Genomic DNA, 26,325 nt, shown 5'->3' with positions numbered 1-26,325 from the left:
GGGCGCCCGAAGGCGCCCGCATCGTTCGACCGAGATAGCCGCGCGTCAGGTCACCGGCGCCGGATTGAACAGCACGAGCGCATTCGCGAGCTTCCATTGCTCGGCCCACGTGCGGCGCTTGCCGCTCGCGACGTCGAGCATCATGTGGAACAGCTCCCAGCCGACGTCCTCGATCGTCGCCGCGCCGGTCGCGATGCGCCCCGCGTCGAGATCCATCAGGTCGTGCCAGCGGCGCGCGAGATCGCTGCGCGTCGCGACCTTGATCACCGGCACCTGCGCGAGCCCGTACGGCGTGCCGCGGCCCGTCGTGAACACGTGCAGGTTCATGCCGGCCGCGAGCTGCAGCGTGCCGCAAATGAAGTCGCTCGCGGGCGTCGCCGTGTAGAGCAGCCCCTTTTGCCGGGCACGCTCGCCCGGTCGCACGACGCCTGCGATCGGCGCGCTGCCCGATTTCACGATCGAGCCCATCGCCTTCTCGACGATGTTCGACAGGCCGCCCTTCTTGTTGCCCGGCGTCGTGTTCGCGCTGCGGTCGACGCGGCCGCGCTGCAGATAGCGGTCGTACCAGTCCATCTCGCGGATGATCTCGCGCGCGACGTCCTCGTTCGCCGCGCGCGACGTCAGCTGCGCGACGCCGTCGCGCACTTCGGTCACTTCGGAGAACATGATCGTCGCACCGGCGCGCACGAGCAGGTCAGCCGCGAAGCCGACCGCCGGATTGGCCGTCAGCCCCGAGAACGCATCGCTGCCGCCGCACTGCACGCCGACGACGAGATCCGACGCCGGACACGTCTCGCGACGCCGGCGGTTGAGCCGCTCGAGATGCGATTCGGCCATCGTCATGATCGAATCGATCATCGACTGGAAGCCGACATGCGCGGCATCCTGCAGACACACGACGCCGCCGTTGTCGGGCTCGCCTTCTGCCGCGACGACCGGAATCGCGCCCGGCGGCAGCAGGCGGTCCGGCTGCAGCTTCTCGCAACCGAGGCTGACCGTCATCACTTCGCCGCCGAAGTTCGGATTCAGGCTGATGTTGCGCAGCGTGCGGATCGGGATGTCGGCATCGGGTGCGTCGATCGCGACGCCGCAGCCGTACGTGTGCTCGAGCCCGACAACGTCGTCGACGTTCGGATAGCGCGGCAGCAGTTCGGCCTTGATCCGCTTCACCGCATGCTCGACGACGCCTGCCACGCACTGCACCGTCGTCGTGATCGCGAGGATGTTGCGCGTGCCGACCGAGCCGTCCGGATTGCGGAAGCCCTCGAACGTATAGCCCTCGAGCGGCGCCAGCGGCGGCGCGCGGCGCGTCGCGAGCGGCAGGTTGTCGAGGCCCGGCGGCTCCGGCATGCGCATCGTGCGCTCGTTGACCCAGCTGCCGCGCCGCAGGTCGGTCAGCGCGTAGCCGATCACGACGTTGTAGCGCACGATCGGATCGCCGGCCGCGAGATCGGTCAGCGCGACCTTGTGGCCCTGCGGGACGCCTTCGCGCAGCGTCAGCCCGTCGGCGAACGTCGCGCCCTCCGGCAGACCGCCGTCGTTGACGACGATCGCGACGTTGTCGTCCGGATGCACACGGATGTAGAGCGGGGATGCAGTCATCGGAATTCCTGAAAGCGGCAAGTCATATCGTTAGTCATCATACGACATTGAACACCGATCGCGCATAGTTCGTAAACCCTTATCCGGAAAGACCCTACTATTCCCCGGCGAGCAAACCGCTTGCGCGGCCTGTTCTTGCGTTGTACGATGACATACAACGACATCGCCACTATGGCTCGTATGCCGTTCCCGACGAACCCAGCACTCGCGCTAGACGGACGACCCAACCATGACTTCACCTCAAGAACTCAAACAGATCATTTCCCACGGCCTGCTGTCGTTTCCGCTGACGGACTTCGACGCCGACGGCAGCTTCCGCCCGACCACGTACGCCGAGCGTCTGGAATGGCTTGCGCCGTATGGCGCGAGCGCGCTGTTCGCCGCCGGCGGCACCGGCGAATTCTTCTCGCTCACGCAGCGCGAATATTCGGACGTGATCCGCGTCGCGACCGAAACCTGCAAGGGCAAGGTGCCGATCCTCGCCGGTGCGGGCGGCGCGACGCGCGTCGCGATCGAATATGCGCAGGAAGCCGAGCGCCTCGGCGCGAGCGGCGTGCTGCTGATGCCGCACTATCTGACCGAAGCGAGCCAGGAAGGGATTGCCGAGCACGTCGAGCAGGTGTGCCGCGCGCTGAAGATCGGCGTCGTCGTGTACAACCGCGCGAATTCGAAGCTCAATGCGGACATGCTCGAGCGCCTCGCCGATCGCTGCCCGAACCTGATCGGCTTCAAGGACGGCGTCGGCGACATCGAAAGCATGGTCACGATCCGGCGCCGCCTCGGCGAGCGCTTCGCGTATCTCGGCGGCCTGCCGACGGCCGAAGTCTATGCGGCCGCGTACAAGGCGCTCGGCGTGCCGGTGTATTCGTCGGCCGTGTTCAACTTCATCCCGAAGACGGCGATGACGTTCTACGAAGCGATCGCGAAGGACGATCACGCGACCGTCGGCCGCCTGATCGACGAGTTCTTCCTGCCGTATCTGAAGATCCGCAACCGCCGCGCGGGCTATGCGGTCAGCATCGTGAAGGCCGGCGCGAAGCTGGTCGGCCACGATGCGGGCCCGGTGCGCGCGCCGCTCGTCGATCTGACCGAAGAAGAAGTCGCGCAGCTCGATGTGCTGATCAAGAAGATGGGCCCGCAGTAAAAACGACGCGGCCGGCGGCGGCGCCATCGCGGCGCAGCGGCCGGCCCGCTCGCATCGACACGGCCGCGCGGCTCGAAGCGCGACGCAGCCGTCACATCCGCGCGATGGCACCGAGGATCCGGTAACGCGCGTCGCTCAGCTTGCGCTTCGCCTCCTCGATTCCCTTTTGTTCGGCCGGCGCGCGCCCGCGCGTGGTCGACATCGCGTCCAGAATCTGTTTCAGCACGTCGCGGTCGACGACCGCATCGAACAGTCGCCCGACCGTGAACGCCGCATACTGCTTCGCGGTCGCGAGATGCGCGTTCGCCTGCGTGAGCGCTTCGCTGCGCTGTGCGCCGTCGCGTGCGTCGATACTGCGGCGATGCTTCACCGCGAACACGACGGCCTGCATGTCGCGCCGGAAGCCGTCGACGATCGTGCCGAAGATCAGCGAGTGGGTATCGTGGCCCGAGAAGGGCCGGCCGCGATTGATCGTCAGGTCGAATTCGTTGCCGCCGAGTTCGCGCTGCATCGCGAACAGTTCGTCGGCCAGTACGCGCCCTTCGCTGTATTCGCCGATCTGCGCGCGGACGAGTTTGGCGACGTCGCCGATCGTTTTCGGCAGGCCGGTTGCGAACAGGTGGTCGCCGCGTTTGCTGATGTTCATGCGTTCGGGTCCCTCGTTGTTGTTGGGTGAGCTCTCAGGTTCGCCTTTGCGGTTTGGGGCCGGGAGGCTTCGGTAATGTAGAGGAAAGTGGGGGTGGGGGGAAGGTGAGTTGGGCGATCGGCTAAACCGCAGGCCCCTCAGGCGGCTCTTCCCGAATCGCAACAGCGATCGAGCTTCCGACGATTGCGATTATCCCGAGGACCGGCACGAGGTCTAACGTCTCGCCCCATACGACGAAGCCGAAAAGCGTTGCCCAGATGATGCTTGTGTAGGTGTAAGGGGCGAGTGTCGCCGCGTTTTCGCGCCTCACTGCGACCGTAAAGAGAAGCTGGCCCGCAGTGGCGAATATCGCGAGCAGCGCCATGATGAACAGGTCCCTGAGTGTCGGTGTCCGCCACGCAAACAATAGGGAAATACCGGTCACGACGGTCCCGAAAGTGGTAAAGAAAAGCACGGTGAGGCTCGAGTCGTCGCTCACCTTGAGCCTGCGAATCTGAATCATCGAAAGCGCGCCGCACACAGCGCTCAACAGCAGCAGACACGGGCCGATGAAAGTCGACAAGCTACCGTGTGGACGGACAACCAGAACGACGCCGATAAAGCCGACGCACGCTGCGACTGCGTTCCGCGCGATCAAGCGCTCCCCGAGGAGCAACGGGGCAAGGATAACGACAAAGATCGCCTCCGAATAAACGATTGCGACGGCCTCGCTCAACGGCAGGTAAGGCAAGCCGGCGAAGAATAGTCCGGAAGCGCCGAGTAGCGTCAGCGCGCGCGTGGTCTGTCCGCGAAGGTCGATATTCTTGACGCGAGCGATCAACGGCCCGCCACGAAGACTGACGAGAACGGCCGGCACGATGCCGAACAGCATGCGGAAGAACGTTACTTCGTTTGCCGGATAATCGAGCGCCACGGCTTTGCCGAGTGCGTCGACGATCGCGAAACAGAACATCGATATGAGGATCAGCGCGATCGTTTGATACTGGGCGGTACGATTGGAGACCAGAGAGTTTGAGCGCATATACGCTTCCGGTAGCCGCGGGCAGTCATTGCAGGGTGGCTAGATTGTCAGCGATTCGTCAGTGACTGTCCAACGACCGATCGCGGCCGAAAGCTGCCGCCCTCGGAGGTATCCGGAATTCCGTGTGTGAGGCGGGTTGAGATTCAGATTCCAATGTTGAATCGTTCCGGGTAAAGCAGCGCGAACTGAGTCATGGCGCGCTTCCAAAAGTGGCCGCGCGCCTTGATGATCTTCCGAAGCTGCATGTGCAGCGACTCGATCGCGTTGGTCGTATAGACGTCCGCCGTGTCGATCAGGTTGACGTCACGTTCCACGGCCATCGCGACAAGCCGGGTGCCCTGATCGCGGTCCAAGCCTGCAATATCGCCCCAGATGCCTGAGCCAGCACCGAACGTCATTGCGCCGAGGCTCAACCGTGAAACGCGTAGACCAGTTCTGCCCAGCGTGCCGTATTCCATCGTGTACTCCTTGTATCAACGAGAACCTGGTGCTTCGGTAGAGTGAGACTCTGAGTCCACGCGTCGCTACCGGCTCCGGTCAGATTCGACGCGACACAAGCTCGCCGACAACGGTCTCCAGTTCGACGTGCCCGCGCAAGATTTCGTCAGAATTACTTTCGAAACAGATCCAGCCTTCGTTGAAGCCGTCCAGCATGCGCATGCGAGGTAGAGGATGCTTCATGCCCTGCGTGCGGAACAGCGCTTCCCACGTGTGCCGTTCGACGACTTCCGCGCGTACCTGACGATGCAACACATTGGCGAAAGCCGCTGCGAGATCGTTAGGACTTACCCGGCGTGGACCTTCAAGCTCGACGACGCGCACGCCGTACCAAGTTTGCCGAAGCAGGTCGGCAGCAACCCGGCCTACGTCCGCAGTGGCGACCATCGGCACCGGCTTGTCGAGCGGCTGCAGGTAACTGGCAATCACGCCATCGTCGCTTGCAGACGCAACATCCCATGCGGCGTTCTCCATGAACCAGCCTGGGCGCAGGAACGTCACGGGCATCGGCATCTCGCGCAGCGCCTGCTCCATCAGCGTGCGTTGAGTGAGCAGGTTGACCTCGTCGGCCTGCGCGCCGATCGTCGAGAGGCAGACGACCTTACCGGGTCGCGCCTTCAGGAGTGCGGCGGACACAGCGTCAATCACTGTGCGCGCTTCGGGAAACCCGGGCTCCGGATCGAACTCCGAAGGCGGCAGGATGAAAACGCCGGTCGCGCCTTCGAACGCGGCGGCGAGCGACGAAGAGTCTTCCATGAAAGCCGTCGCGATTTCGCACCCTCGCTCTGCCCACGCCTCTGCCCGTGCCGCATCGCGCACGACGGCGCGCACCGGCTGACCGGCAGCCAGCAGCTCGCGGGCCAGTGCACCGCCCACCTTGCCGGTGATTCCTGTGATTGCATACATTGCTCGTTCTCCGTGTGTGGTGATATCGGTTGATCCAGTGTTGGCGTGCCGACGGTCAATCGATCTGTTTGAACTGCCATTCTGGTTTCTTCCCGAATGAATGAATCGCGGCATTGCAGTGCTTGGCGATCGCGAAAAGCCGGGCCGCGACCGGTTTGCGTCGATGTCCAACGAATGCGTCGGCGAGACGTATTCTGGGCAAGCACCATACGAAACAAAATGACATGGATGTCATCAGATAAGTGACAATGGATCATCAATTTGGCATGATCGACGGACCCCGCCAGCACTGCTGCGCGGCGCAGCGTTCGCCTTCACGCGCTCGATCGCGCTCCGCCAACCGTATTAACTTGAGCGACCATGAGATCCAGTAGCGAGAAACTTTCCGGCAGCATTAGCGTGTTCGCCGCCGTAGTGGATGCGGGGACCTTTGTGGGCGCTGCGGAGGTGATAGGAATGACGCCGCCGGGCGTCAGTCGCGCGATTGCGCGGCTGGAAAAGAGGTTGAACATCCGGCTTTTCAACCGGACAACGCGCTCTGTCTCCCTGACTGAAGAGGGCCGCCGCTTTTACGAGCAGGTCATGCCCCATCTGGCCGGGCTCGAGGAAGCGGCCGCCGCTGCGGCGGGTGGCGCGTCCGCCGTGCGTGGAAAGCTGAGAATCAATCTGGATCCTGTCGTCTACCGAACCGTTCTCGGGCAGGAACTCGATGCGTTCATGGACACACACCCGGAACTCGAAATCGAGTTCATCGCGCGGGACAGTCTTGGCGACCTCGTCATGGACGGCTTCGACCTCGCCGTCAGATTCGGCGAACCGAAAGCCTCTACCCTGATCGCGAGAAAGCTGCTCGACTCCCGCATCGTGACAGTTGCAGCACCGTCGTACGTTGCACGTTGGGGACGGCCGGCAAAACCCGAGGACCTGGAAGGTCGACGCCACAGATGCCTCGAATTTCGAAACCCGGAGACTGGCAAGCCGTTCCAGTGGGAATTCCATCGCAAACGAAAACGCATTGTGGTGAACACTCAGGGACGACTTACGGTCAACGACCCGGGCGCTCTGCTTAACGCATGTCTCGCCGGTTCCGGGATTGCGCAGATGTTGCTGCTCGGCGCCGAGCCCCTGATTGCCGACGGGCGGTTGATCAATCTCTTTCCCGAATGGGTAGACGAACGGTATCCGTTATACGTCTACTACGCATCCCGGCACCACGTGCCGGCAAAGACGCGCGCTTTTCTGGACTTCGTGGTGGAACTGATGCGCAATCACTAACGCGCCGGCACAGATTGCGAACGTTCACTTTTCGCCGAAGGCCGCCAGCGTCAACTCCCGAAACGCTAGCTGCGCCGGCTTTCCCCGGCCGCTCGCCAGATCGCGCGCAAACATCGCTTTTTCAATCTGCCCATTTGCCCCCGCATCACGCAGCCGCCCCTCTTCCAAAGTGCGCACCCCGAGGATAAACGCGGCGCCTCAACGATGGCGCCGCCCCACCCATCACCGCCCTCCCGACCTCCGCGAGTCCGGCACAAAGTGCTCGACCGTCCCGTCTCCATACGCCCGCTCGACTTTCGATATGACGACGTGATACCCGCCGTACCACTTGCGGAATTGTCGTTTCGCATCGAGATGCTGCGGCGCGGACGCAAATGCCTTCAGCGACGCTTCGTCACGCCAGTAGTAGCTGGCATTCACGAGCCGCCCGTCGGCCGATCGCCAGGATTCCGCGCCGACGAAGCCCGGCAAACCCGCCGCGATGCCATCGATGATGGCGCTCAGCCGGTGGAACTCCTCGTCGACTTCACCGGGCTTGTAGATGAACGCTGCGATGTACATCGAGGATTCTCCATACGTTGCGAGTACGACACGCCGTCTGCCGCTCAGACGGGACGAGACATCACCGCCAGCCGCACGGCGAGCAGCACGAGCAAGGCCGCCAATCCGCGAGACTGCAGCTTCGCCGCGCGCGCATGGCGGCCGAGGAAGCGGCGCACCGAGCCGCCGACACTGCCGAGCAGCGTGTGAAACACCGTACTGATCGCCGTCAGCACACAGCCGAGCACGATCAACTGGTGCCCCACCGCGCCTTTGCCGGGATCCGCGAACTGCGGCAGAAAAACCATGAAGAACAGCAGCGCCTTCGGATTCAGCAAGCTATTCAGCGCGGCGCGCACGAACACCGAACGCAGCGTCGCCTGCGACGCGGCGACACGACCCAGTTCGCCCGGCCGACGCATCGCCTTGTACGCCATCCACAGCAGATAAGCCGCACCGGCATAGCGGATCACGTCGAACGACGGCGGCCAGGCGGCGACCATCGCCGTCACGCCGGTCGCCGTCAGCAGCGTGAGGATCAGATCGGCCAGGCCGATGCCGAGCGCCGCGGCCGCGCCGCCGCCGAGCCCGTAGGCCATGCCGTGCGCCATCACGAACGCCATGTTCGGCCCCGGAGACAAAAGCAGCGCCATCACCGCGCCGGAGAAGATCAATAAGGTCGAGGTGTCGATCATGCCGGCGGCCGTTTGCGTGAGTGAAGATCCCAGCGTAATCTCTGCAGGCGATACAAACAAAAAATTGTTCTAGATACATCGATGGCCGAACCTCGCTACAAATCCATCGTCGACGATCTGGTCGGCCACATACGTGCCGGCACGCTGCCGCCCGGCACGCAGCTCCCCACGATCCGCGCACTGATGAAGCAGCACGGCGTCGCGCTGGCGACCGCGTCGCGTGTGTACGGCGAACTCGAAGCGATGGGGCTCGTAGTCGGCGAAGTGGGAAGAGGCACCTTCGTGCGCGATACGTCGTTGCCGCGCGGACTCGGGCTCGAGCAAAATCCCGCGCGCTCCGGCGCGATCGATCTGACCTTCAACTATCCGTCGCTGCCCGGGCAGGTCGAGTTGCTGCGCACGGGGTTGCGCACGCTCGCCGCGTCGGGCGATCTCGATGCGCTGCTGCATTCCGCGCCGCAAGGCGGGCGCAGGCATGAACGGCAAACCGTCGCGAAACATCTGCGCAATCGCGACATCCGCGTGCCCGGCGAACAGGTGCTGATCGTCAACGGCGCGCAGCAGGGGCTCGCCGTGACGGTCATGGCGCTACTGCAGCCCGGCGACATTCTGGCCATCGACGCGCTGACCTACCCCGGCATGAAAGCACTGGCGCAACTGCACCGGCTCGACCTCGCGCCGCTGCCGTCATGCGCGGGAGGCGGCCCGGATCTGGATCGGCTCGACGCACTCTGCCGGCGACGCCCCGTGCGCGCGCTCTATACGATGCCCACGCTGCACAATCCGCTCGGCTGGGTGATGAGCGAGCCGGACCGGATTCGCCTCGCCGAACTCGCCGAACGTCACGACTTTCTCATCATCGAGGACGGCGCCTACGCGTTCCTCGCCGAGCCCGCGCCGAAGCCCGTCTTCACGTACGCGCCCGCGCGGACGGTCTACGTATCGGGGCTGTCGAAAAGCGTCGCATCGGGATTGAGGGTGGGCTTCGTCGCGGCGCCCGAACATCTGATACCGGCGCTCGAGCGTGCGATCCGCGTATCGACATGGAACACGCCGTCGCTCACGGTCGCGTTGGCGTGTCAGTGGATCGAAAGCGGAATCGTCGATACGCTCGAGGACCAAAAGCGCAAGGACGCGCGGCGCAGACAGTCGCTCGCGCGCCGCATCCTGCGCGGCGGCGCGATCGTCGCGCACCCAAGCTCGTACTACGTGTGGCTTGAATTGCCCGACGACCTGCGCGCCGATCGTGTCGCGGCCGATCTCGAACGTGACGGCGTACTCGTGACCACGGCCGAGCCGTTCTCGACCACGCCGAATACGCGTCATGCCCTTCGCCTGGCGCTCGGTTCGCTGTCGCTCGATGCGCTCGGCGATGCTTTGCACAAGGTTCGCCGAGCCGTGATCGGCTGAAGCGGTTCGCGGAATCGGATGATCGGCGACGCATCGTACATTTTGCGAACGTGCCGTTTCGCTCGGAAATCGGCTGGCCGTCAATCGCCGCACGGCCAACGCCGGCCACCCCGCCGAACTCGCGCAACGCGCCGCTCTCGACGATAAAAAAGCGGAACCGACCACCGGGCCGATTCCGCCTCGTCATTTCCCGTCGTCATCCCGGCGGCCGACCGCCCGCCGAAACGACGCGTTCAGCCCATCACTCCGCCTTCCCGTCCCGCAGCCGCGGAATCGAAAGCGGATTGTCCTGCTGCAGCGCTTCGGGCAACAGATCGTCCGGGAAGTCCTGGTAGCACACCGGCCGCAGGAAGCGGTCGATCGCGGTCGCGCCGACCGACGTGAACGCCGCGTTCGACGTCGCCGGGAACGGGCCGCCGTGCACCATCGCGTCGCACACCTCGACGCCGGTCGGGAAACCGTTCACGAGCAGACGACCGGCCTTGCGTTCGAGGATCGGCAGCAGCCGGCGCGCGAGCGGCTTGTCGTCGGCGTCCATCTGCAACGTCGCCGTGAGCTGGCCTTCGAGCGCGTCGAGCACGCGCGCGACCTCGTCGAAGTCGCGGCAGCGCACGATCAGCGACGACGGCCCGAACACCTCGTGACCGAACGCCGGCTCGGACAGGAATGCCTGCGCGGCGACGTCGTACAGCGCGCCGCCGGCCTGGCATTCGGTCTGCGCCGGTTCGCCCGCGCCGATCTCGCGCACGCCCGGCAGTTCGGCGAGCGTGCCGCGGCCGTTGCGATACGCGTCGGCGATGCCGCGCGTCAGCATCACGCCGGCCGGCTTCTTCGCGAGCGCCTGCGCGGCGGCCGCCTCGAAGCGGTCGAGCTCGGGGCCGTCGATCGCGAGCACGAGGCCCGGGTTCGTACAGAACTGGCCGACGCCGAGCGTCAGCGATTCGACGAAGCCGGTCGCGATCGCGTCGCCGCGTGCGGCGAGCGCGGCCGGGAACAGCACGACCGGGTTGATGCTGCTCATTTCCGCGTAGACGGGGATCGGCTGCGGCCGCGCGTTCGCGAGCTGCACGAGCGCCATGCCGCCCTGCCGCGAGCCGGTGAAGCCGACCGCCTGAATCGCCGGATGGTTGACGAGCGCCGTGCCGACCACGCGGCCCGGCCCGACCAGCAGCGAAAACACGCCGGCCGGCATCGCGCACTTCTCGACCGCCGCGCGGATCGCGCGCCCGACGAGCTCCGACGTGCCGAGGTGCGCCTCGTGCCCCTTCACGATCACCGGGCAGCCGGCGGCCAGCGCCGAGGCGGTGTCGCCGCCCGCGACCGAAAACGCGAGCGGGAAATTGCTCGCGCCGAACACCGCGACGGGGCCGAGCGGAATCTTCTGCAGCCGCAGGTCCGAGCGCGGCAGCGGCGTGCGCGTCGGCTGCGCGGGATCGATCGACGCAGCCAGAAAGCGGCCGTCGCGCACGACGCGCGCAAACAGACGAAGCTGGCCGACGGTGCGCGCGCGTTCGCCCTGCAGCCGCGCGGCGGGCAGGCCCGTTTCCGCGTGCGCGCGCTCGATCAGCGCGTCGCCGAGCGCGACGATCTCGTCGGCGATCGCCTCGAGAAACGCCGCGCGCGCCGCGAGCGGCTGCGCGCGATAGGCGTCGAACGCGCCGCGCGCGAGTTCGCACGCGCGATCGACGTCGGCCTGCGTCGCGATGCCGAAGGCCGGCACGTCGATCGGCGCGCCCTTCGACGGGTCGAATGCGTACAAGGTGCCGGCCGAGCCGACCACCGCGTCGGCGCCGATCAGCATCTCTCCTGTCAGTTGCATGGGTGTGCTCCGTGGGTTCGGGTGGGATCGAACATTGTAGCGCAACAGATACGATGTCTGCCGACGCCGGCGCGCTTTCCTTGTCGTCCGAAGCCGGCCTGCGACAGGCGCGCTGCACGCGTTCGCATGGCGCGCACCAAGGAGATACGATGACTAGCAGCCGGATAACCAAGGGGAAACCCGAACTTTGCACGCCAGCATGCGGCCCCTACACTGGTCGCCATGTCATACGATGACGTACATTCAAAGTGACGAATCAGACTCCCTCTCGCGACCTCCCGATCGACCTCGCGCGCACCGAACGCCGAACCGCGGTGCGCTACTGGATCCTGGCGATGCTGTTCGTCGTCACGACGCTGAACTATGCGGACCGCGCGACGCTGTCGATCACCGGCACGCCGATCCGTCAGGCGTTCGGCATCGATCCGGTGACGATGGGCTACATCTTCTCCGCGTTCAGCTGGGCGTACGTGCTCGCGCAATTGCCGAGCGGCTGGCTGCTCGACCGCTTCGGCGCACGGCGCGTATATGCGGCCAGCATCTTCCTGTGGTCGGCGTTCACGCTGCTGCAGAGCACGATCGGCCTCGGCGGCAGCGCGGCGTTCGCCGTCGCCGCGCTGTTCGCGATGCGCTTCGCGGTCGGCATCGCGGAGGCGCCCGCGTTTCCGGCGAACGCGAAGGTCGTCGCGAGCTGGTTCCCGACCGCCGAGCGCGGCACCGCGTCGGCGATCTTCAACGCCGCGCAGTATTTCGCGGCCGTCGTGTTCTCGCCGCTGATGGCGTGGCTCACGCACGCGTACGGCTGGCATCACGTCTATCTGTGGCTCGGCCTCGCCGGCATCGCGCTCGCGCTGCTGTGGCTGCGCGTCGTGAAGGACCCGGCCGACCATCCGGCCGTGAACCGCGCGGAGCTCGAGCATATCGAGCAGGGCGGCGGCGTCGTACGCGCGGCCGCGCGCCGCGACGGCACGCGCACCGAAGGCTCGCGCGTCGCCGGCTGGTACTACGTGCGCCAGCTGCTGTCGAACCGGATGCTGATCGGCGTCTATATCGGTCAGTACTGCGTGAACGTGCTGACCTACTTCTTCCTCACGTGGTTTCCGATCTACCTCGTGCAGGCGCGCGGGATGTCGCTGCTGAAGGCCGGCTTCATGACGTCGCTGCCGGCCGTCTGCGGCTTCCTCGGCGGCGTGCTCGGCGGGATGCTGTCGGACGCGCTGATTCGCCGCGGCGTGTCGCTGACGCTCGCGCGCAAGATTCCGATCGTCGGCGGGATGCTGCTGTCGATGGTGATCATCGGCTGCAACTACGTCGACAGCGAAGCGCTCGTGATCGTGCTGATGGCCGTGTCGTTCTTCGGCAAGGGGATCGGCTCGCTCGGCTGGGCGGTCGTCGCGGACACCGCGCCGAAAGAGGCGATCGGGCTGTCGGGCAGCCTGTTCAACATGTTCGGCAACACGGCCGGCATCGTCGCGCCGATCGCGATCGGCTACCTCGTCGGCGCGAGCGGCTCGTTCAACGGCGCGCTCGTGTTCGTCGGCCTGAACGCGCTCGTCACCGTGTTCAGCTATCTCGTGATCGTGAAGGACATCCGGCGCGTCGAACTGCGCCATCGGGCGGCCTGAGCGCGCGTCGCGCCAGGCGGCGGGCCGGCCGGCGCTAAACCATCACTCGGCCGTCGCCCGTACGCCACCGCACCGCCTGCCCTGCACCGCGACGCTTACCTCGCAGGTAATGCCCGCCGCGCACCGGATTGCTTATCATCCGGTGCATGAACCCGACCGCCGCCCTCCACTCGATCCCCCCGTCCGCCGGCCGTGCGTCCGGCGTCGGCCCGCTGCTGCGCACGTGGCGTCAACGGCGACGCCTGAGCCAGATGGCGCTCGCGCTCGAAGCCGACGTGTCCGCGCGCCATCTGAGCTTCGTCGAATCGGGCCGCGCGCAGCCGAGCCGAGAAATGGTGCTGCATCTGGCCGAGCGTCTCGACGTGCCGCTGCGCGAACGCAATGCGCTGCTCGTCGCGGCCGGCTACGCGCCGCTCTTTCGCGAGCGGCCGTTCTCCGATCCGCAGCTCGACGCCGCACGCCATGCGGTCGAAGCGGTGCTGCGCGGTCACGAGCCGTATCCGGCGCTCGCAGTCGATCGTCACTGGACGCTGCTGGCCGCGAATCGCATGCTCGGCGCGCTGGTCGCGCAGGCCGATCCGGCATTGCTGCAGCCGCCCGTCAATGTCCTGCGGCTGAGTCTTCATCCGGATGGTCTCGCGTCGCAGATCGTCAATTGGCAGGAATGGCGCGCGCACATCCTGCATCGTCTGCAACGGCAGATCGACGCGAGCGGCGACCGCACGCTGCATACGCTGCGCGACGAACTCGCCGCGTATCCGGCGCCGCCCGGCCAGCCCGACGAGACGCACACGCGCACCGACTATGCCGATATCGCGGTGCCGCTGCGCCTGCGCACCGCGGCCGGCGAGCTGACGTTCTTCAGCACGACGACCGTGTTCGGTACGCCGGTCGACGTGACGCTGTCGGAACTCGCAATCGAGGCGTTCTTTCCGGCAAATGCGCAGACGGCCGACGCGATGCGCGCGCTGGCCGAGGCCTTGCCCGCGGCCTGACGCGCGCGCGACGGCGCCGCTCGCGTCGTCACGTATAGAGCGACGCCTGCGGCAACGCGCCCGTCAGCGCGAACCGGCCGACGTCCCGCAGCCGATAGTCGAGCGGATCGTGCAGCGTATGCGTGCGCGCGTTGCGCCAGAAGCGGTCGAGCGCGAGCGACGCGCCCGTCGCGCGTGCGCCGCATGCGTCGAATAGCGCTTCGCCGTTCGCGAGCGCCGCGCGCTGCGCGACGATCTTCGCTTCCGATACGGCGAGCGCGACTTCCGCACGCGCATCGGCACTCAGCGCGTCGTGCTGCACCCATGCATGTTGAAGGGCGTGTGCCGCGCGGTCGGCAAGCGATGCTGCAGCCACCGCCTGCACACGCATGTCGCCGAAACGCTGCAGCGTATACGGATCGTCGCTCGCGTTCGCGACGTCCGCGTGAATCCACGGCCGCCCATGCTGCAGCACGTAATCGCGTGCGGCCTCGAGCGCGCCTTCGGCGAGCCCGACGAACAGGTTCGTCAGCACGAGTTGCGACACCAGCGTGCGCAGCGTCGCACGCGGCGTCGGCGGCGACTCCGAGCGGTGCAGCACTTCGTCGGGCGCGAGCGTCACCGCGTCGAAGCGCACGCTGCCGCTGTCGGTCTGACGCTGCCCGATCGGATCCCAATCGTCGTTGACGGTGATGCCGTCGCGATCGGTCGGCACGACGCCGAACACGGTGCGCCCGGTATCGCGATCGTGCGCGGACACCGTCATCCGCTGCGAGCCGCGCGTGCCCGAGCAAAACCCCTTCACGCCGTCGAGCCGGTAGCCGCCGTCGGCCGTCGCGGTCGCGACGAGCCGCGTGTCGAGCGGATTGACCGCATTGCCCCACCACCAGCGATGCTCGACCGTGCCGCGCAGATAGCGTTCGCGCTGCGCGGCGTTGCCCCACACGTCGATGCTGACGACCTGCAGGCACTGGAACCCGACCAGATGCGCGAGCGCGCTGTCGACACGCGCGATCTGCCGAATCGCCTCGTAGATCGCCGGCCACTCGGCGCCGCGCCCGCCGAATGCGCGCGGCACCGCGAGCGTCAGCAAGCCTGCGTCGGCGAGCCATTGCTTCTCGCGCGCCGCATGCCCGCCCGCGCGGTCGCGTACGGCCGCCGTGTCGCGCAGCGCGTCGATCGTCCGCGCGAGCGCATCGCGGTCGATCGCCGGCGAATCGTCGTCGCGCGCAAGCGTCGCCGGGCCGCGTGGATCGTTCATGCGACGACTTCCCGATCGTGTTCCCGACCGACGCTATCGCGCGACAACGGCACGAGCGTGTCGAGACGACGGCCCGTCAGCCGCGACAGCATTTCGCGCCGCCAGTCGTCGTAGATCGCGCGATAGTCGGCGATGTCCGCGCCGAACACGTGCGCGGTGTGCGCATATTCGTCGTGCAGATAGCCGTCGAGGCGCGCCTGCATTTCCTCGTCCGCCGCGATCACGCGATCGATCAGCGCATCGCGCTCCGCCGCAGGCAGCGCGGCCAGCGTCGCGAACCACCAGTTGACGATCTGTACGCGATGCCATTCCTCGTCCGGCCGGATCCGGTTCTCGCCATGCTCGCGCATCGCGCCGTCCGCGATGCGGCCGGTCTTGCGCTGAATCCACAGCTTCGCGAGGATGTGCAGCTCGTAATGCCATTCGAAGGCGAGAAAGCCGGCGAGGTCGCGCACCGCGAGATCGCCGATGCGCGCCCAGTGCGCGGCGACGAGCCGGTCGACGTCGGGCAGCGGATCGCGGCCGGTCAGCTCCGTCACGCGTTCGCGGCCGATCGCTGCATGCGCGCCGTCGTCGCCGAGCTGACGCGACAGGATCAGCTGAAAGTGCGGATCGTCGCGAAACAGCGTATCGATCGCCTTCGCGACGACCTGCACGATGAACAGGTCGTGCGACGCCATCTTCGTGTAGTAGTCGGCGACGGCGGCCAACTCGTCCGCGGTGCGCGGTTCGCGCGGCGGCGCCGCGAGCTTGTCCGGGAAGTCGGGACGATGACGTCGCGCGACGTCGACGAATAGCGCTTCCTCGAATTGTCCGTTCCATTCGCGCGGTGCGCCGATGGGCAAAGTCATGATGATTCGGTCTCTCAGGATCGTTGATGAAGCGGGCAGGCGCGCGCGGCGCCGTTCAAGCGCGCCGGGTCACGCGTCGGACCAGGCGGTCGCCCGTGAATTGCACGGCCGAGACGAGCGCGATCAGGATCACGATCACGGTCGCCATCACGGCGGTGTCGAAACGCTGGTAGCCATAGCGGATCGCGAGATCGCCGAGCCCGCCCGCGCCGACGGCGCCGGCCATCGCGGTCGAACCGATCAGCGCGACGACGGTGATCGTGAAGCCGCCGAGCATGCCGGGCAGCGCTTCGGGCAACAGCACGTGCCACACGATGTGACGCCGCTTCGCGCCCATCGCGAGCGCGGCTTCGATGAGCCCGCGATCGACTTCGCGCAGGCTCACTTCGGCGATCCGCGCGAAGAACGGAATCGCGGCGATCGACAGCGGCACGACGGCCGCCCACACGCCGATCGTCGTGCCGATCAGCACGCGCGTAAACGGCAGCAACGCGACGAGCAGGATGATGAACGGCGTCGAGCGGAACACGTTCACGAGCGCGCCGAGTACGGCGTTGACGGCGCGCCGTTCGTAGATGCCGCCGGGCGCGGTCGTCACGAGGACCACCGCGAGCGGAATGCCGAGCAGCGCGGCGATCGCGGCCGACGCGGCGACCATCGACAGCGTGTCGCGGATCGCGTCGAGCAGCTCGGGCCACCACAGTTCAAACATAGCCGAGCACCTCCGCGTGATTCGCATGCCGGCGCGCGCGTTCGAGCAGCGCCGCAACCGCACGGTGGCCGCGCGTGCCGCCCGCTTCGTCCGCGTGCGGCGCGGCCGCGATCACGAGACGCCCCTGCGCATGGCCCTGGATGCGTTCGATTCCGCCGTGCAGGAACCGCACGGAACCGCCGAGCGCCGCCGCGAGCGCGCCGACGTCCGGCTCGCCGCCGCTCTCGCCCGTATAGCGGACGTCGAGCACGATCTGCGCGCCGTCGGGCAGCGCGGCCTCGTCGTGCAGCGGCTGCACGCGCGCCGCGAGCTCGGCCGGCAGGTCGTGCACGAGCGTGCTGAGCAGCGCGCGTGTCGCGCCGTGCCGCGGATCGCCGAATACGCGCCACACGGGGCCCGTCTCGACGACTTCGCCCTGCTCGATCACCGCGACCGTGTCGCACACCGCGCGGATCACTTCCATTTCATGCGTGATCAGCACGATCGTCAGCCCGAGGCGGCGGTTGATGTCCGCCAGCAGCGCGAGAATCGACTGCGTGGTTTCCGGATCGAGGGCCGACGTCGCTTCGTCGCACAGCAGCACCTCGGGGTCGTGCACCAGCGCGCGCGCAATGCCGACGCGCTGCTTCTGGCCGCCCGACAGGCTCGCCGGATAGGCGTCGCGCTTCGCGGCAAGCCCGACCAGTTCGAGCAGCGCTTCGGCCTTGCGCGTGCGCTCGGCCTTCGGCACGCCGGCGATCTTCAGCGGCAGCGCGACGTTCTCGAATACCGTCTTCGCCGACAGCAGGTTGAAGTGCTGAAACACCATCCCGGTCCGGCGGCGCAGCGCGACGAGCCCGTCCTCGTCGAGCGTGCCGACGTCGACGCCCTGCACGCGCACGCGGCCCGAGCTCGGCCGTTCGAGCCCGTTCATCAGCCGCAGCAGCGTCGATTTGCCGGCACCGCTCCGGCCGATGATGCCGAACACCTCGCCGCGCCGCACGTCGAGCGTCACGTCGCGCAGCGCGGCGGCCTGCCCGCGCGGCGACGCAAACACCTTGCCGACGTGCTCGAGCGAGACGGCCGCGCCGCCCGTCTCCACGGCCGGCTGCACGTGCGGCCGGGCGTGCGGGCCGGCCTGCGCGGCCGCTGCATCGATGAATCCCAGCGTATCGAACCAATGCGTCATCGCTTGCTCCCGTGATCGTCATGCATGCGCGGATTCGCGCGCGGCGCTCGGCCGGTGCTGCGCACCCGTATGCCAGGCCGGCAGCCGCGCGCCCGCGCCGAACAGCTTTTCGCGCAGCGTCGGCGCGGGATCGTAGTCTTCCTTGTAGACGCCGCGGTTCTGCAGCTCGGGCACGACCCAGTCGACGAAATCCTCGAACGATTCGGGCATCACCGTGCGCGTCAGGTTGAAGCCGTCGATACCGGTCTCGTCGATCCACGACTGCAGCTCGTCGGCGACCTGCGACGGCGAACCGACGATCGGCGCATAGCGGCCGCCGAGCGACATCTGTTCGAGCATGCGGCGCACGGTCCACGCGCCGCTCGTGCTCTTGCGCGAGATCGCGTCGACGGCCGACTGGATCGAGTCGGTCTTCACATACGAGATCGGTTCGTCGAGGCCGTACTTTGCGAAGTCGATGCCGGTCGAGCTCGCGAAATGCGCGAGCCCCGCTTCCGGGCTCGCATAGCGCCGGTACTCGTCGAACTTCTCGCGCGCGAGCCGTTCGGTCTCGGCCGTGACGACGCTCACGCCCGCGAAGATGCGGATCGATGCCGGATCGCGGCCCTGCCGCGCAGCCGCCGCACGAATGTCGAGCGCCGCTGCGCGCGCCGCGGCCTTGCTCTGGCCGTTCACGAACACGCACTCCGCATGACGGCCTGCGAACTCGACGCCGCGCGCGGACGATCCGGCCTGATACAGCACCGGCGTGCGCTGCGGCGACGGCTCGCTCAGATGGATCGCGTCGATCGAATAGAACGGCCCGTCGTGCTTCACGCGCCGCACCTTGTCGGGCCGCGCGAACACGCGTGCGCGCGCGTCGCGGATCACCGCATCGTCGTCCCAGCTCTGCTCCCACAGCTTGTAGACGACGTCCATATAATCGTCTGCACGCTCGTAGCGATCGTCGTGGCCGATCTGTCGCGCAAGCCCCATCCCGCGCGCGGCGCTGTCGAGATAACCGGTCACGATGTTCCAGCCGATGCGGCCTTTGGTCAGATGATCGAGCGTCGACATCCGGCGCGCGAACAGATAAGGCGGCTCGTACGTGAGATTCGCGGTCACGCCGAAGCCGAGATGCCGCGTGACCTGCGCCATCGCCGGCACGAGCAGCAGCGGATCGTTGACCGGCACCTGCACCGATTCGCGCAGCGCGACCTCGGGGCCGCCGCCGAACACGTCGTACACGCCGACGATGTCCGCGAGAAAGATGCCGTCGAACTTGCCGCGCTCGAGCGTCTTCGCGAGATCGGTCCAGTAGTCGAGATCGGTGTAATGCGCGGAGCGGTCGCGCGGATGCGTCCACAGCCCGTGATTGATGTGCCCGACGCAGTTCATGTTGAACGCATTAAGCAGGATCTTCTTGCGATTGGCCATACGCGCCTCCGTCACCATGCGACCGCGTACAGCGAGCCGAACGCGTTGTCGAGCGCCTTGCGCACCGCCGGCGAATGCTGGTAGATCGCGATGAACTTGCGGATGCGCGGATCGTTCACGCTGTCGGGGCGCACGACCCACTGGATCGCGAAGTTCTTGTTCTCGGTGCCGTCGAACAGCAGCGCGCTGTTCGGGTCGGTCGTGCCGGCGAGCTTGATGAAGCTCGGATAGCCCTGTGCGAGATCGACGTCGTCGAGCGACCGCGCGAGCTGCGACGCCTCCAGCTGCACGATCTTCAGATGTTTCGGGTTCGCGACGATGTCGCGCGTGGTCGCGCGATAGTCGACGCCCGGCTTCAGCGTGATGAGCCCCGCGCGCTGCAGCAGCAGCAAGCCGCGGCCGCCGTTGACCGGATCGTTCGCGATCGCGACCTTCGCGCCGTCCTTGAGCTCGCCGAAGCTTTTCACCTTCTTCGAATAGAGGCCGATCTTCATGATCGTGCCGGGCGCGATCGCGACGAAGTCGTAGCCGCCCTGCTTCTTCGCGTTCTCGAGAAACGGGATGTGCTGGAAGTAGTTGACGTCGATGTCCTTGTTCGCGAGTGCCGCGTTCGGCGTATTCCAGTCGGTGAATTCGATGATCTTCACGTCGAGGCCCTGCGCCTTCGCCTCCTTCGCGGCGACCTTCAGCGCATCGATCTGCGGACTCGTCGCGATGCCGACCTTCAGCGGCGCGGACTCGGCGTGCGCGCCGTTCGACAGCGCGATGCCGAGCGACGCGGCGAACAGCGCAGTCGCGAACAGCCGGGCGGTGCGCGCGAGGCGCGCCGCGACGAAGCGGACGGACAAAACGGCATGCGGCATGGGAACCACTCTCCTGTGCAACGAGGAATCGACGAATGCGCGCCGCCGCGGCGAACGCGCAGGCGTTCTCCGGACAGTCGCGGTATCGGAAAAGGATCAGCCGATGATAGAGAGCGGCACGGGGACGGTCTACGAAGCGATTGTGCGAAGAAAATCGCATCCGGCGATATGGCGCGCGAACCGGCGCGCGGCGCGAGCGGCGGCGCACCTGGCCGAAATCTCGGCCTGCCGCCGGCGCCTTTTCCGAAATCTCGGAACGGCCCTTCGAGGCGGCTTTCCGCAGACGAAACTAACGCCTTTTAAATCAATGCGTTACGCGCGCCTCAAGCGACGCAATCCTGGCACGGCCGTTGCGTAATAGAGCGCACACGATGCCGCGCACCAGCGCCGGCCTGCCAACATCAGGAGACACGTCTTGCAGACCTCAATCCCTACCCCGTCCCATCCGGAATCGGTCGTCGAAGCCGGTTCGACCGCGCGCACGCGCTTCTGGCCCGAAGGCTGGTGGAAGCTGATGGAAATCCGCATCGGCATCATTCCGCTGCCGGTCTACCTCATCCTGTTCGCGCTGATCGTCGGCTTCGCGGTGACGGGCAAGGTGCCCGGCGAAATCTCGATGGCGATCGCGGTGCTCGCGTTCTTCGGCTTCACCTGCGCGGAACTCGGCAAGCGTCTGCCGCTGCTGCGCAATATCGGCGCGGCCGCGATCTTCGCGACCTTCGTGCCGTCGGCGCTCACCTACTATCACGTGCTGCCGAAGCCGGTGCTGAACCTGACCGTCGAATTCACGAAGTCGACGAACTTCCTGTACCTGTTCATCGCATCGATCATCGTCGGCAGCATCCTGAGCATGGATCGCCGCGTGCTGATCCAGGGCTTCCTGAAGATCTTCGTGCCGCTCGCGCTCGGCTCGGTCGCCGCGGCGATCGTCGGCACGGCCGTCGGCACCGCGCTCGGCCTCGGCGCGCGCCACACGCTGCTGTACATCGTCGTGCCGATCATGGCCGGCGGCGTCGGCGAAGGCGCGATCCCGCTGTCGATCGGCTATTCGGAAATCCTGCATCTGCCGCAAGGCGAGATGTTCGCGATGGTGCTGCCGTCGGTGATGCTCGGCAGCCTGACCGCGATCATCCTGTCGGGCGCGCTCGACATGCTTGGCAAGCGCCTGCCGCATCTGACCGGCAACGGCCGCCTGCAGGTCGGCGAAACCGGCGACATGACGCCGGAACACGAGGAAAAGCGCGGCCTGGTCGACGTGACGCATATCGCGGGCGCCGGCATCACCGCGATCACGCTGTACCTCGTCGGGCTGATGGCGCACAAGCTGTTCGGGCTGCCGGCGCCGGTCGCGATGCTGTTCCTCGCGGTGCTCGTGAAGCTCGCGCGTGCCGTGTCGCCGCCGCTGCAGGAAGGCGCGTTCGTCGTCTACAAGTTCTTCTCGACCGCCGTCACGTATCCGCTGCTGTTCGCGATCGGCGTCGCGATGACGCCGTGGGACAAGCTGACCGCCGCGTTCACGCTCGTCAACGTCGTGACGATCGTCGCGACCGTCGCGACGCTGATGGGCACCGGTTTCGTGGTCGGCCGCCTGTTGAAGATGTACCCTATCGACACCGCAATCGTGAACGCCTGCCACAGCGGGCAAGGCGGCACCGGCGACGTCGCGATCCTGACCGCCGCGAACCGGATGCAGCTGATGCCGTTCGCGCAGATCGCGACGCGCATCGGCGGCGCGATCGTCGTCACGGTCACGCTGATCCTGCTCGCGCACTTCGGATGACGCACGGCCGCGCGCATCGTCGCGCACGCCGCGTCGCACGCGCCGCCGCCGGGTCGACCGGCGCGCGGCGCGTGTCGTTGAGGACGGCCAGTTGGACGGCCAGTTGGACGGCCGACGCGGCAACCGATTGCGGGCTTCGATGAGGGCGAACGTGCAGAAGAGCTTCAAGGGAATCCCGTGGTGGGGCTGGGCGTCGGCGGCCGTGCTGTATGTCGGCGTCGCGGGCGCGGTCGTCGATTTCGCGTGGGAACGCGCGATCGACGCGCTCGAGGAAGCCGGCGCGCATCGGCTCGACCTGTACGCATCGAGCCTGAAGAGCGAGCTCGGCCGCTTCGAGATCCTGCCCGCACTGGTCGCGCGGCAGGACAGCGTGCGTGCGTTGCTGAAGGCGTCGCCGCAACAGGCGCGGGACCTGCTGCATCCGGTCGACGTCTATCTCGAAGCCGTGAACCGCGACGCAGGCAGCGGCGCGGTCGACGTAATCGATCTGCACGGCGACGTGATCGCCGCGAGCAACTGGAACGAGCCGGTCAGCTTCGTCGGCACGAACGTGTCGTACCGGCCGTATTTCAAGGACGCGCTCGCGCGCGGCAGCGGCCGCTTCTTCGGGATCGGCACGAACACCGGCGTGCCGGGCGTCTATTTCGCGAGCGCGGTACGCGACGACGGCACGCCGATCGGCGTCGCGGCCGCGAAGATCAGCGTCGATCCGCTCGAATCCGCGTGGCGCGCGCCCGGTGTCGCGGCGATGGTCGTGGACGGCAACGGCGTCGTCGTGATCTCGACCGAACCCGCATGGAAATTCACCGCGCTGCGCCCGATCACCGCGCAGCAGCAGCGCGACATCCAGGCGTCGCGCCAGTACGCGGGCCGCACCGTCGACGCGCTGCCGTACCGCCGCATCGGCGAGCACAGCGCGGCCGCGTGGTTCGGCACGTTTCCCGATCCGCATCGCGCGGGCCGCACCATGCGCTATCTCGTGATGTCGCGTCCCGCGCCGCAGGCCGGCGATTCGCTGATGGTGCTGCTCGACACCGCCGGCGCGCGCCGCCAGCAGCAGACGGCATTCGTGTTCGTGACGGGCGCGTTCCTGATCGTCGCGCTGCTGGTCGGCTATGCGATCCAGCGGCGCCGGGCGATCGCCGCGCGGCTGAGCGCACAGGACGCGCTGCGCCGCGCGAACGATCGGCTCGAGCTGACCGTCGCGCAGCGCACCGCGGCGCTCACCGAGGCGAACGAAAGGATGCAGCGCGAAATCGTCGAGCGCGAGCGCACCGAACAGCGGCTGCGCGATTCGCAGCAGGAAGTCGTGCACGCCGGCAAGCTCGCCGTGCTCGGACAGATGGCGGCCGGCCTCACGCACGAGCTGAACCAGCCGCTCGTCGCGATCCGCACGCTGTGCGACAACGCGCGCACGTTCTTCGAGCGCGATCAGCCGGCGCAGGCGTTTGCGAATCTCGAACGGATCGGCAAGCTCGTCGACGGGATGGCCGTGCTCACCGGCGAACTGAAGACGTTCGCGCGCAAGCCCGACGTGGAACGCGTCGCGGTGTCGCTGAACGAAGCCGTCGCGCATGCACGGCTGATCTACGATGCGCGGCTGCGCGACGAAGGTGTGCAGCTCGACGTGAACATCGCGCCCGGCACGACCGTGTCGGCCGAATCGAGCCAGTTGCAGCAGGTGATCGTGAACCTGCTCGGCAACGCGCTCGATGCCGTTCACGACGCGCCGGTGCGCCGCATCGCGATCGCCGCCGACGCGCCCGATGCGCACGGGCGCGTGCGCTTCACCGTGACGGATTCCGGCGCCGGCATCGCACCCGACGTGCTGCCGCATTTGTTCGAGCCGTTCGTCACGACGAAGCCGCGCGGCCAGGGCCTCGGGCTCGGGCTTGCGATCACGTCGCGGATCGTCGAGGGATTCGGCGCGAAGATCGCCGCGACGAATCGTGACGGCGGCGGTGCGCAGTTCACCATCGAATTCGCGGCGGCCACGCCGCAAAGGACAGAGCATGGAAGATGAGATTCGCGTGCTGGTCGTCGAGGACGATGAAAACGTCCGGATCGGCGTCGAGCAGGCTGTTGCGCTCGCCGGGTTTCCGGTGCAGGCGTTCGCGTCGGCAGCCGACGCGCTCGCGCACGTCGCGCCCGGCGCGCCGGTCGTCATCGTGTCCGACGTGCGGATGCCCGGCATCGACGGGCTGCAGCTGCTCGAACGCGTGATGGCCGTCGATTCGCAGATTCCGGTCGTGCTGATCAGCGGTCACGCCGACATCTCGACGGCCGTCGGCGCGATGCACGACGGCGCGTACGACTTCATCGAGAAGCCGTTTTCGTCGGACCTGATCGCGGGCCGCGTCGCGCGCGCGGTCGAGAAGCGCCGGCTCACGCTCGAAGTGCAAGGGCTGCGCGCGGCGCTGCACAACTGGCAGGGAATCGAAGCGCTCGTGCTCGGCAAGTCGCCCGCGATGGCCGACGTGCGCAAGAAAATCCTGCGCCTCGCCGATACGTCGGTGTCGGTGCTGATCACCGGCGAGACCGGCACCGGCAAGGAGCTGATCGCGCGCAGCCTGCACGACTTCGGCGGCCGGCGCGATGCGCATTTCGTCGCGCTGAACTGCGGCGGGCTGCCCGAACAGATCTTCGAGAGCGAACTGTTCGGCCACGAGGCCGGCGCGTTCACGGGCGCAATCAAGAAGCGCATCGGCAAGATCGAATGGGCGCAGGGCGGCACGCTGTTTCTCGACGAGATCGAGACGATGCCGATTGCGTTGCAGATCAAGATGCTGCGCGTGCTGCAGGAGCGCGTCGTCGAGCGGCTCGGTGCGAACGAGCTGATTCCGGTCGACTGCCGCGTGATCGCCGCGTCGAAGGCCGATCTCGCCGAACTCGCCGCGGACGGACGGTTCCGCGCCGATCTGCTGTACCGGCTGAACGTCGCGCAGATCGAGCTGCCGCCGCTGCGCGAGCGGCGCGAGGACGTGCCGCTGCTGTTCGAGCATTTCGTACTCGCCGCCGCGCGGCGCTTCGGACAGCCGGCGCCTGTCGTATCGGCGGCTCAGGTGTCCGAACTGATGACACATGCGTGGCCCGGGAACGTACGCGAACTGCAGAACGTGGCAGACCGCTTCGTGCTCGGGCTGACCGGCGACAGCCTGCTGTCGGGCGACGGCCCGCGCCCGACGAGCGGCACGCTCGCCGAACAGCTCGCGTATTTCGAGCGGATGCTGATCGAGGACATGCTGCGGCGTCACCACGGCAACGTCGCGGACGCGAGCATCGCGCTCGGGATGCCGAAGAAAACGCTGTACCACAAGCTGCGCCACCTGCGGATTCCCGCGCGCGGAGACACGGCGCCTGACGGCGGCGAATGACGCGAACGAGGACACGCACCGGCATGGATCGCATCGACATCACCGAACACGGCCGCCTCGACGGCTTCCTGATCCGCGGCATCACGCACGCGCAGAAAACCTTCCGGCCCAGCGACTGGCCCGAGCGCCTCGCCGGCGTGATCACGTTGTTCGTCGGCGAGCGGCGGCCCGGTTATCCATGCGCGCTGACGCGGCTGGCGATGCCGGTCGTCGACGGTGGTGTCAAATGCCTGTTCGTGTCGGGCGAGCTGCGCGCCGTGTGCGCGGATGCATTCGAGTTCGCGATGCAGTTCGCGGCGGACAACGATCTGCCTGTCGAGGTGAAGACGGCGCCGGTGTTGGCGGTGCGGTGATTCATGCGAAACCTGGCATAACGATCGCGGGGGTATTTCATCCGTTATCGGTGGGACTGATCGGTCAGGTCACGTGGGTGGCGAGATGAAACAGAATCGCCAACAGGGTCACGACGACGAACGCGATGCACCATTTGCGTAATGACCAACGTCTGTAGGCAATAGCATTGAGCACTACACACGCGATCGATGGCCATAGAAGAATGAAGAGCATCGTCGCGACCAAGCCAGCGTGAGATGCGCAGGACTCGCCGCAACCGACTGCAGGGCGTGACGGCTTGGCCCAGTCCAGGCGGTTGAAAACATAGAACGATGCGCCCGTCACGAGAAGTCCCCATACGAAGCCTAGGGAAACGCTGATCAATGGACCAACTTCCGAAGTTGCAGGCGAG

Annotated in this window: 25 protein-coding genes; 10 read left to right on the top strand and 15 right to left on the bottom strand. The window is 66.9% G+C overall.

Features of this window, described 5'->3' with window-relative positions; genetic code table 11:
• Nucleotides 1-45 precede the first annotated feature (45 nt).
• Nucleotides 46-1,602: a galactarate dehydratase gene (gene garD / locus ACSHSS_RS21465; RefSeq protein ID WP_006412986.1), complete on the bottom strand. Its 1,557-nt coding sequence runs from the start codon at nt 1,600-1,602 to the stop codon at nt 46-48.
• A 229-nt stretch (nt 1,603-1,831) separates the two neighbouring features.
• Here garD and kdgD point away from each other — a divergent pair, with 229 nt between their 5' ends.
• The gene (kdgD, locus tag ACSHSS_RS21460; RefSeq protein WP_006397225.1) at nt 1,832-2,746 is read left to right on the top strand and encodes a 5-dehydro-4-deoxyglucarate dehydratase; all 915 of its coding nucleotides are present in this window, start codon (nt 1,832-1,834) and stop codon (nt 2,744-2,746) included.
• Nucleotides 2,747-2,837: 91 nt separating this feature from the next.
• Here kdgD and ACSHSS_RS21455 read toward each other — a convergent pair whose 3' ends face one another.
• The 4 genes from ACSHSS_RS21455 to ACSHSS_RS21440 form a co-directional block, all read right to left on the bottom strand.
• Nucleotides 2,838-3,392, bottom strand: coding sequence for a hypothetical protein (locus ACSHSS_RS21455; RefSeq protein WP_039222398.1), 555 nt, complete (start codon nt 3,390-3,392; stop codon nt 2,838-2,840).
• Nucleotides 3,393-3,513: 121 nt separating this feature from the next.
• Nucleotides 3,514-4,413 carry a DMT family transporter gene (locus ACSHSS_RS21450; RefSeq protein ID WP_105825400.1) on the bottom strand — a complete coding sequence of 300 codons (900 nt, stop codon included), beginning with the start codon at nt 4,411-4,413 and terminating at the stop codon, nt 3,514-3,516.
• A gap of 143 nt (nt 4,414-4,556) precedes the next feature.
• Nucleotides 4,557-4,871: an aldo/keto reductase gene (locus tag ACSHSS_RS21445; RefSeq protein WP_105756830.1), complete on the bottom strand. Its 315-nt coding sequence runs from the start codon at nt 4,869-4,871 to the stop codon at nt 4,557-4,559.
• A gap of 79 nt (nt 4,872-4,950) precedes the next feature.
• On the bottom strand, nt 4,951-5,817 hold the full coding sequence (locus tag ACSHSS_RS21440; protein ID WP_105846409.1) for an NmrA family NAD(P)-binding protein: 867 nt from the start codon (nt 5,815-5,817) through the stop codon (nt 4,951-4,953).
• A gap of 360 nt (nt 5,818-6,177) precedes the next feature.
• Here ACSHSS_RS21440 and ACSHSS_RS21435 point away from each other — a divergent pair, with 360 nt between their 5' ends.
• The gene (locus tag ACSHSS_RS21435) at nt 6,178-7,092 is read left to right on the top strand and encodes a LysR family transcriptional regulator (protein ID WP_105843357.1); all 915 of its coding nucleotides are present in this window, start codon (nt 6,178-6,180) and stop codon (nt 7,090-7,092) included.
• 222 nt (nt 7,093-7,314) lie between these two features.
• On the opposite strand, the gene ACSHSS_RS21430 is transcribed toward ACSHSS_RS21435, so the two are convergent.
• Both ACSHSS_RS21430 and ACSHSS_RS21425 read right to left on the bottom strand, forming a co-directional pair.
• Complete coding sequence (locus tag ACSHSS_RS21430) at nt 7,315-7,653, bottom strand: antibiotic biosynthesis monooxygenase family protein (RefSeq protein WP_060042971.1); 339 nt, start codon at nt 7,651-7,653, stop codon at nt 7,315-7,317.
• Between the two features lie 44 nt (nt 7,654-7,697).
• Complete coding sequence (locus ACSHSS_RS21425) at nt 7,698-8,327, bottom strand: LysE family translocator (RefSeq protein WP_035955686.1); 630 nt, start codon at nt 8,325-8,327, stop codon at nt 7,698-7,700.
• Nucleotides 8,328-8,408: 81 nt separating this feature from the next.
• Here ACSHSS_RS21425 and ACSHSS_RS21420 point away from each other — a divergent pair, with 81 nt between their 5' ends.
• Nucleotides 8,409-9,737 carry an aminotransferase-like domain-containing protein gene (locus tag ACSHSS_RS21420; RefSeq protein ID WP_445545525.1) on the top strand — a complete coding sequence of 443 codons (1,329 nt, stop codon included), beginning with the start codon at nt 8,409-8,411 and terminating at the stop codon, nt 9,735-9,737.
• Between the two features lie 241 nt (nt 9,738-9,978).
• Here ACSHSS_RS21420 and ACSHSS_RS21415 read toward each other — a convergent pair whose 3' ends face one another.
• Nucleotides 9,979-11,556, bottom strand: coding sequence for an aldehyde dehydrogenase (NADP(+)) (locus tag ACSHSS_RS21415; protein WP_006397235.1), 1,578 nt, complete (start codon nt 11,554-11,556; stop codon nt 9,979-9,981).
• Between the two features lie 248 nt (nt 11,557-11,804).
• Between ACSHSS_RS21415 and ACSHSS_RS21410 the strand changes: the two genes are divergently transcribed.
• Together ACSHSS_RS21410 and ACSHSS_RS21405 are read left to right on the top strand one after the other, a co-directional pair.
• The gene (locus ACSHSS_RS21410; protein ID WP_060042963.1) at nt 11,805-13,181 is read left to right on the top strand and encodes an MFS transporter; all 1,377 of its coding nucleotides are present in this window, start codon (nt 11,805-11,807) and stop codon (nt 13,179-13,181) included.
• Between the two features lie 146 nt (nt 13,182-13,327).
• Nucleotides 13,328-14,176, top strand: coding sequence for a helix-turn-helix domain-containing protein (locus ACSHSS_RS21405; RefSeq protein WP_445545524.1), 849 nt, complete (start codon nt 13,328-13,330; stop codon nt 14,174-14,176).
• 28 nt (nt 14,177-14,204) lie between these two features.
• Here the strand turns inward: ACSHSS_RS21405 and ACSHSS_RS21400 are convergent, their stop codons facing one another.
• From ACSHSS_RS21400 to ACSHSS_RS21375, 6 genes are read right to left on the bottom strand one after another with little or no spacing between them, the layout of a single operon-like run.
• Nucleotides 14,205-15,416, bottom strand: a complete 1,212-nt coding sequence (locus ACSHSS_RS21400; protein ID WP_445545523.1) for an acyl-CoA dehydrogenase family protein — start codon at nt 15,414-15,416, stop codon at nt 14,205-14,207.
• Nucleotides 15,413-16,267: a hypothetical protein gene (locus tag ACSHSS_RS21395; RefSeq protein ID WP_445545522.1), complete on the bottom strand. Its 855-nt coding sequence runs from the start codon at nt 16,265-16,267 to the stop codon at nt 15,413-15,415. Before ACSHSS_RS21395 ends, ACSHSS_RS21400 begins: the two co-directional genes overlap by 4 nt.
• A gap of 55 nt (nt 16,268-16,322) precedes the next feature.
• A complete protein-coding gene (locus tag ACSHSS_RS21390) occupies nt 16,323-16,979 on the bottom strand; it encodes a methionine ABC transporter permease (protein ID WP_012216357.1) in 657 nt (218 codons plus the stop codon).
• The gene (locus ACSHSS_RS21385; protein WP_445545521.1) at nt 16,972-18,147 is read right to left on the bottom strand and encodes a methionine ABC transporter ATP-binding protein; all 1,176 of its coding nucleotides are present in this window, start codon (nt 18,145-18,147) and stop codon (nt 16,972-16,974) included. Before ACSHSS_RS21385 ends, ACSHSS_RS21390 begins: the two co-directional genes overlap by 8 nt.
• A gap of 18 nt (nt 18,148-18,165) precedes the next feature.
• Nucleotides 18,166-19,563, bottom strand: a complete 1,398-nt coding sequence (locus ACSHSS_RS21380) for an LLM class flavin-dependent oxidoreductase (protein ID WP_006412965.1) — start codon at nt 19,561-19,563, stop codon at nt 18,166-18,168.
• An 11-nt stretch (nt 19,564-19,574) separates the two neighbouring features.
• Entirely contained in the window at nt 19,575-20,426 is an 852-nt protein-coding gene (locus ACSHSS_RS21375) for a MetQ/NlpA family ABC transporter substrate-binding protein (RefSeq protein ID WP_217087603.1), read from the bottom strand.
• Between ACSHSS_RS21375 and ACSHSS_RS21370 the strand changes: the two genes are divergently transcribed.
• From ACSHSS_RS21370 to ACSHSS_RS21350, 5 genes are all read left to right on the top strand, one after another.
• On the top strand, nt 20,425-20,784 hold the full coding sequence (locus ACSHSS_RS21370; RefSeq protein WP_445545520.1) for a hypothetical protein: 360 nt from the start codon (nt 20,425-20,427) through the stop codon (nt 20,782-20,784). The two genes, ACSHSS_RS21375 and ACSHSS_RS21370, sit on opposite strands and share 2 nt — an antisense overlap.
• A gap of 57 nt (nt 20,785-20,841) precedes the next feature.
• Nucleotides 20,842-22,206, top strand: a complete 1,365-nt coding sequence (locus tag ACSHSS_RS21365) for a 2-hydroxycarboxylate transporter family protein (RefSeq protein ID WP_006412995.1) — start codon at nt 20,842-20,844, stop codon at nt 22,204-22,206.
• Nucleotides 22,207-22,345: 139 nt separating this feature from the next.
• The gene (locus ACSHSS_RS21360; RefSeq protein ID WP_006397247.1) at nt 22,346-24,229 is read left to right on the top strand and encodes a sensor histidine kinase; all 1,884 of its coding nucleotides are present in this window, start codon (nt 22,346-22,348) and stop codon (nt 24,227-24,229) included.
• Complete coding sequence (locus ACSHSS_RS21355) at nt 24,219-25,580, top strand: sigma-54-dependent transcriptional regulator (protein WP_006397248.1); 1,362 nt, start codon at nt 24,219-24,221, stop codon at nt 25,578-25,580. The genes ACSHSS_RS21360 and ACSHSS_RS21355 overlap by 11 nt, the downstream gene beginning before the upstream one ends.
• A gap of 23 nt (nt 25,581-25,603) precedes the next feature.
• Entirely contained in the window at nt 25,604-25,933 is a 330-nt protein-coding gene (locus ACSHSS_RS21350; protein ID WP_006397249.1) for a DUF3579 domain-containing protein, read from the top strand.
• Nucleotides 25,934-25,997: 64 nt separating this feature from the next.
• Here the strand turns inward: ACSHSS_RS21350 and ACSHSS_RS21345 are convergent, their stop codons facing one another.
• Nucleotides 25,998-26,258, bottom strand: coding sequence for a hypothetical protein (locus tag ACSHSS_RS21345; protein WP_080560086.1), 261 nt, complete (start codon nt 26,256-26,258; stop codon nt 25,998-26,000).
• Between the last annotated feature and the right edge of the window lie 67 nt (nt 26,259-26,325).

The sequence above is a fragment of the Burkholderia sp. BC1 genome, from assembly GCF_052683555.1.
This window is presented reverse-complemented; position numbering and strand designations above follow the sequence as displayed.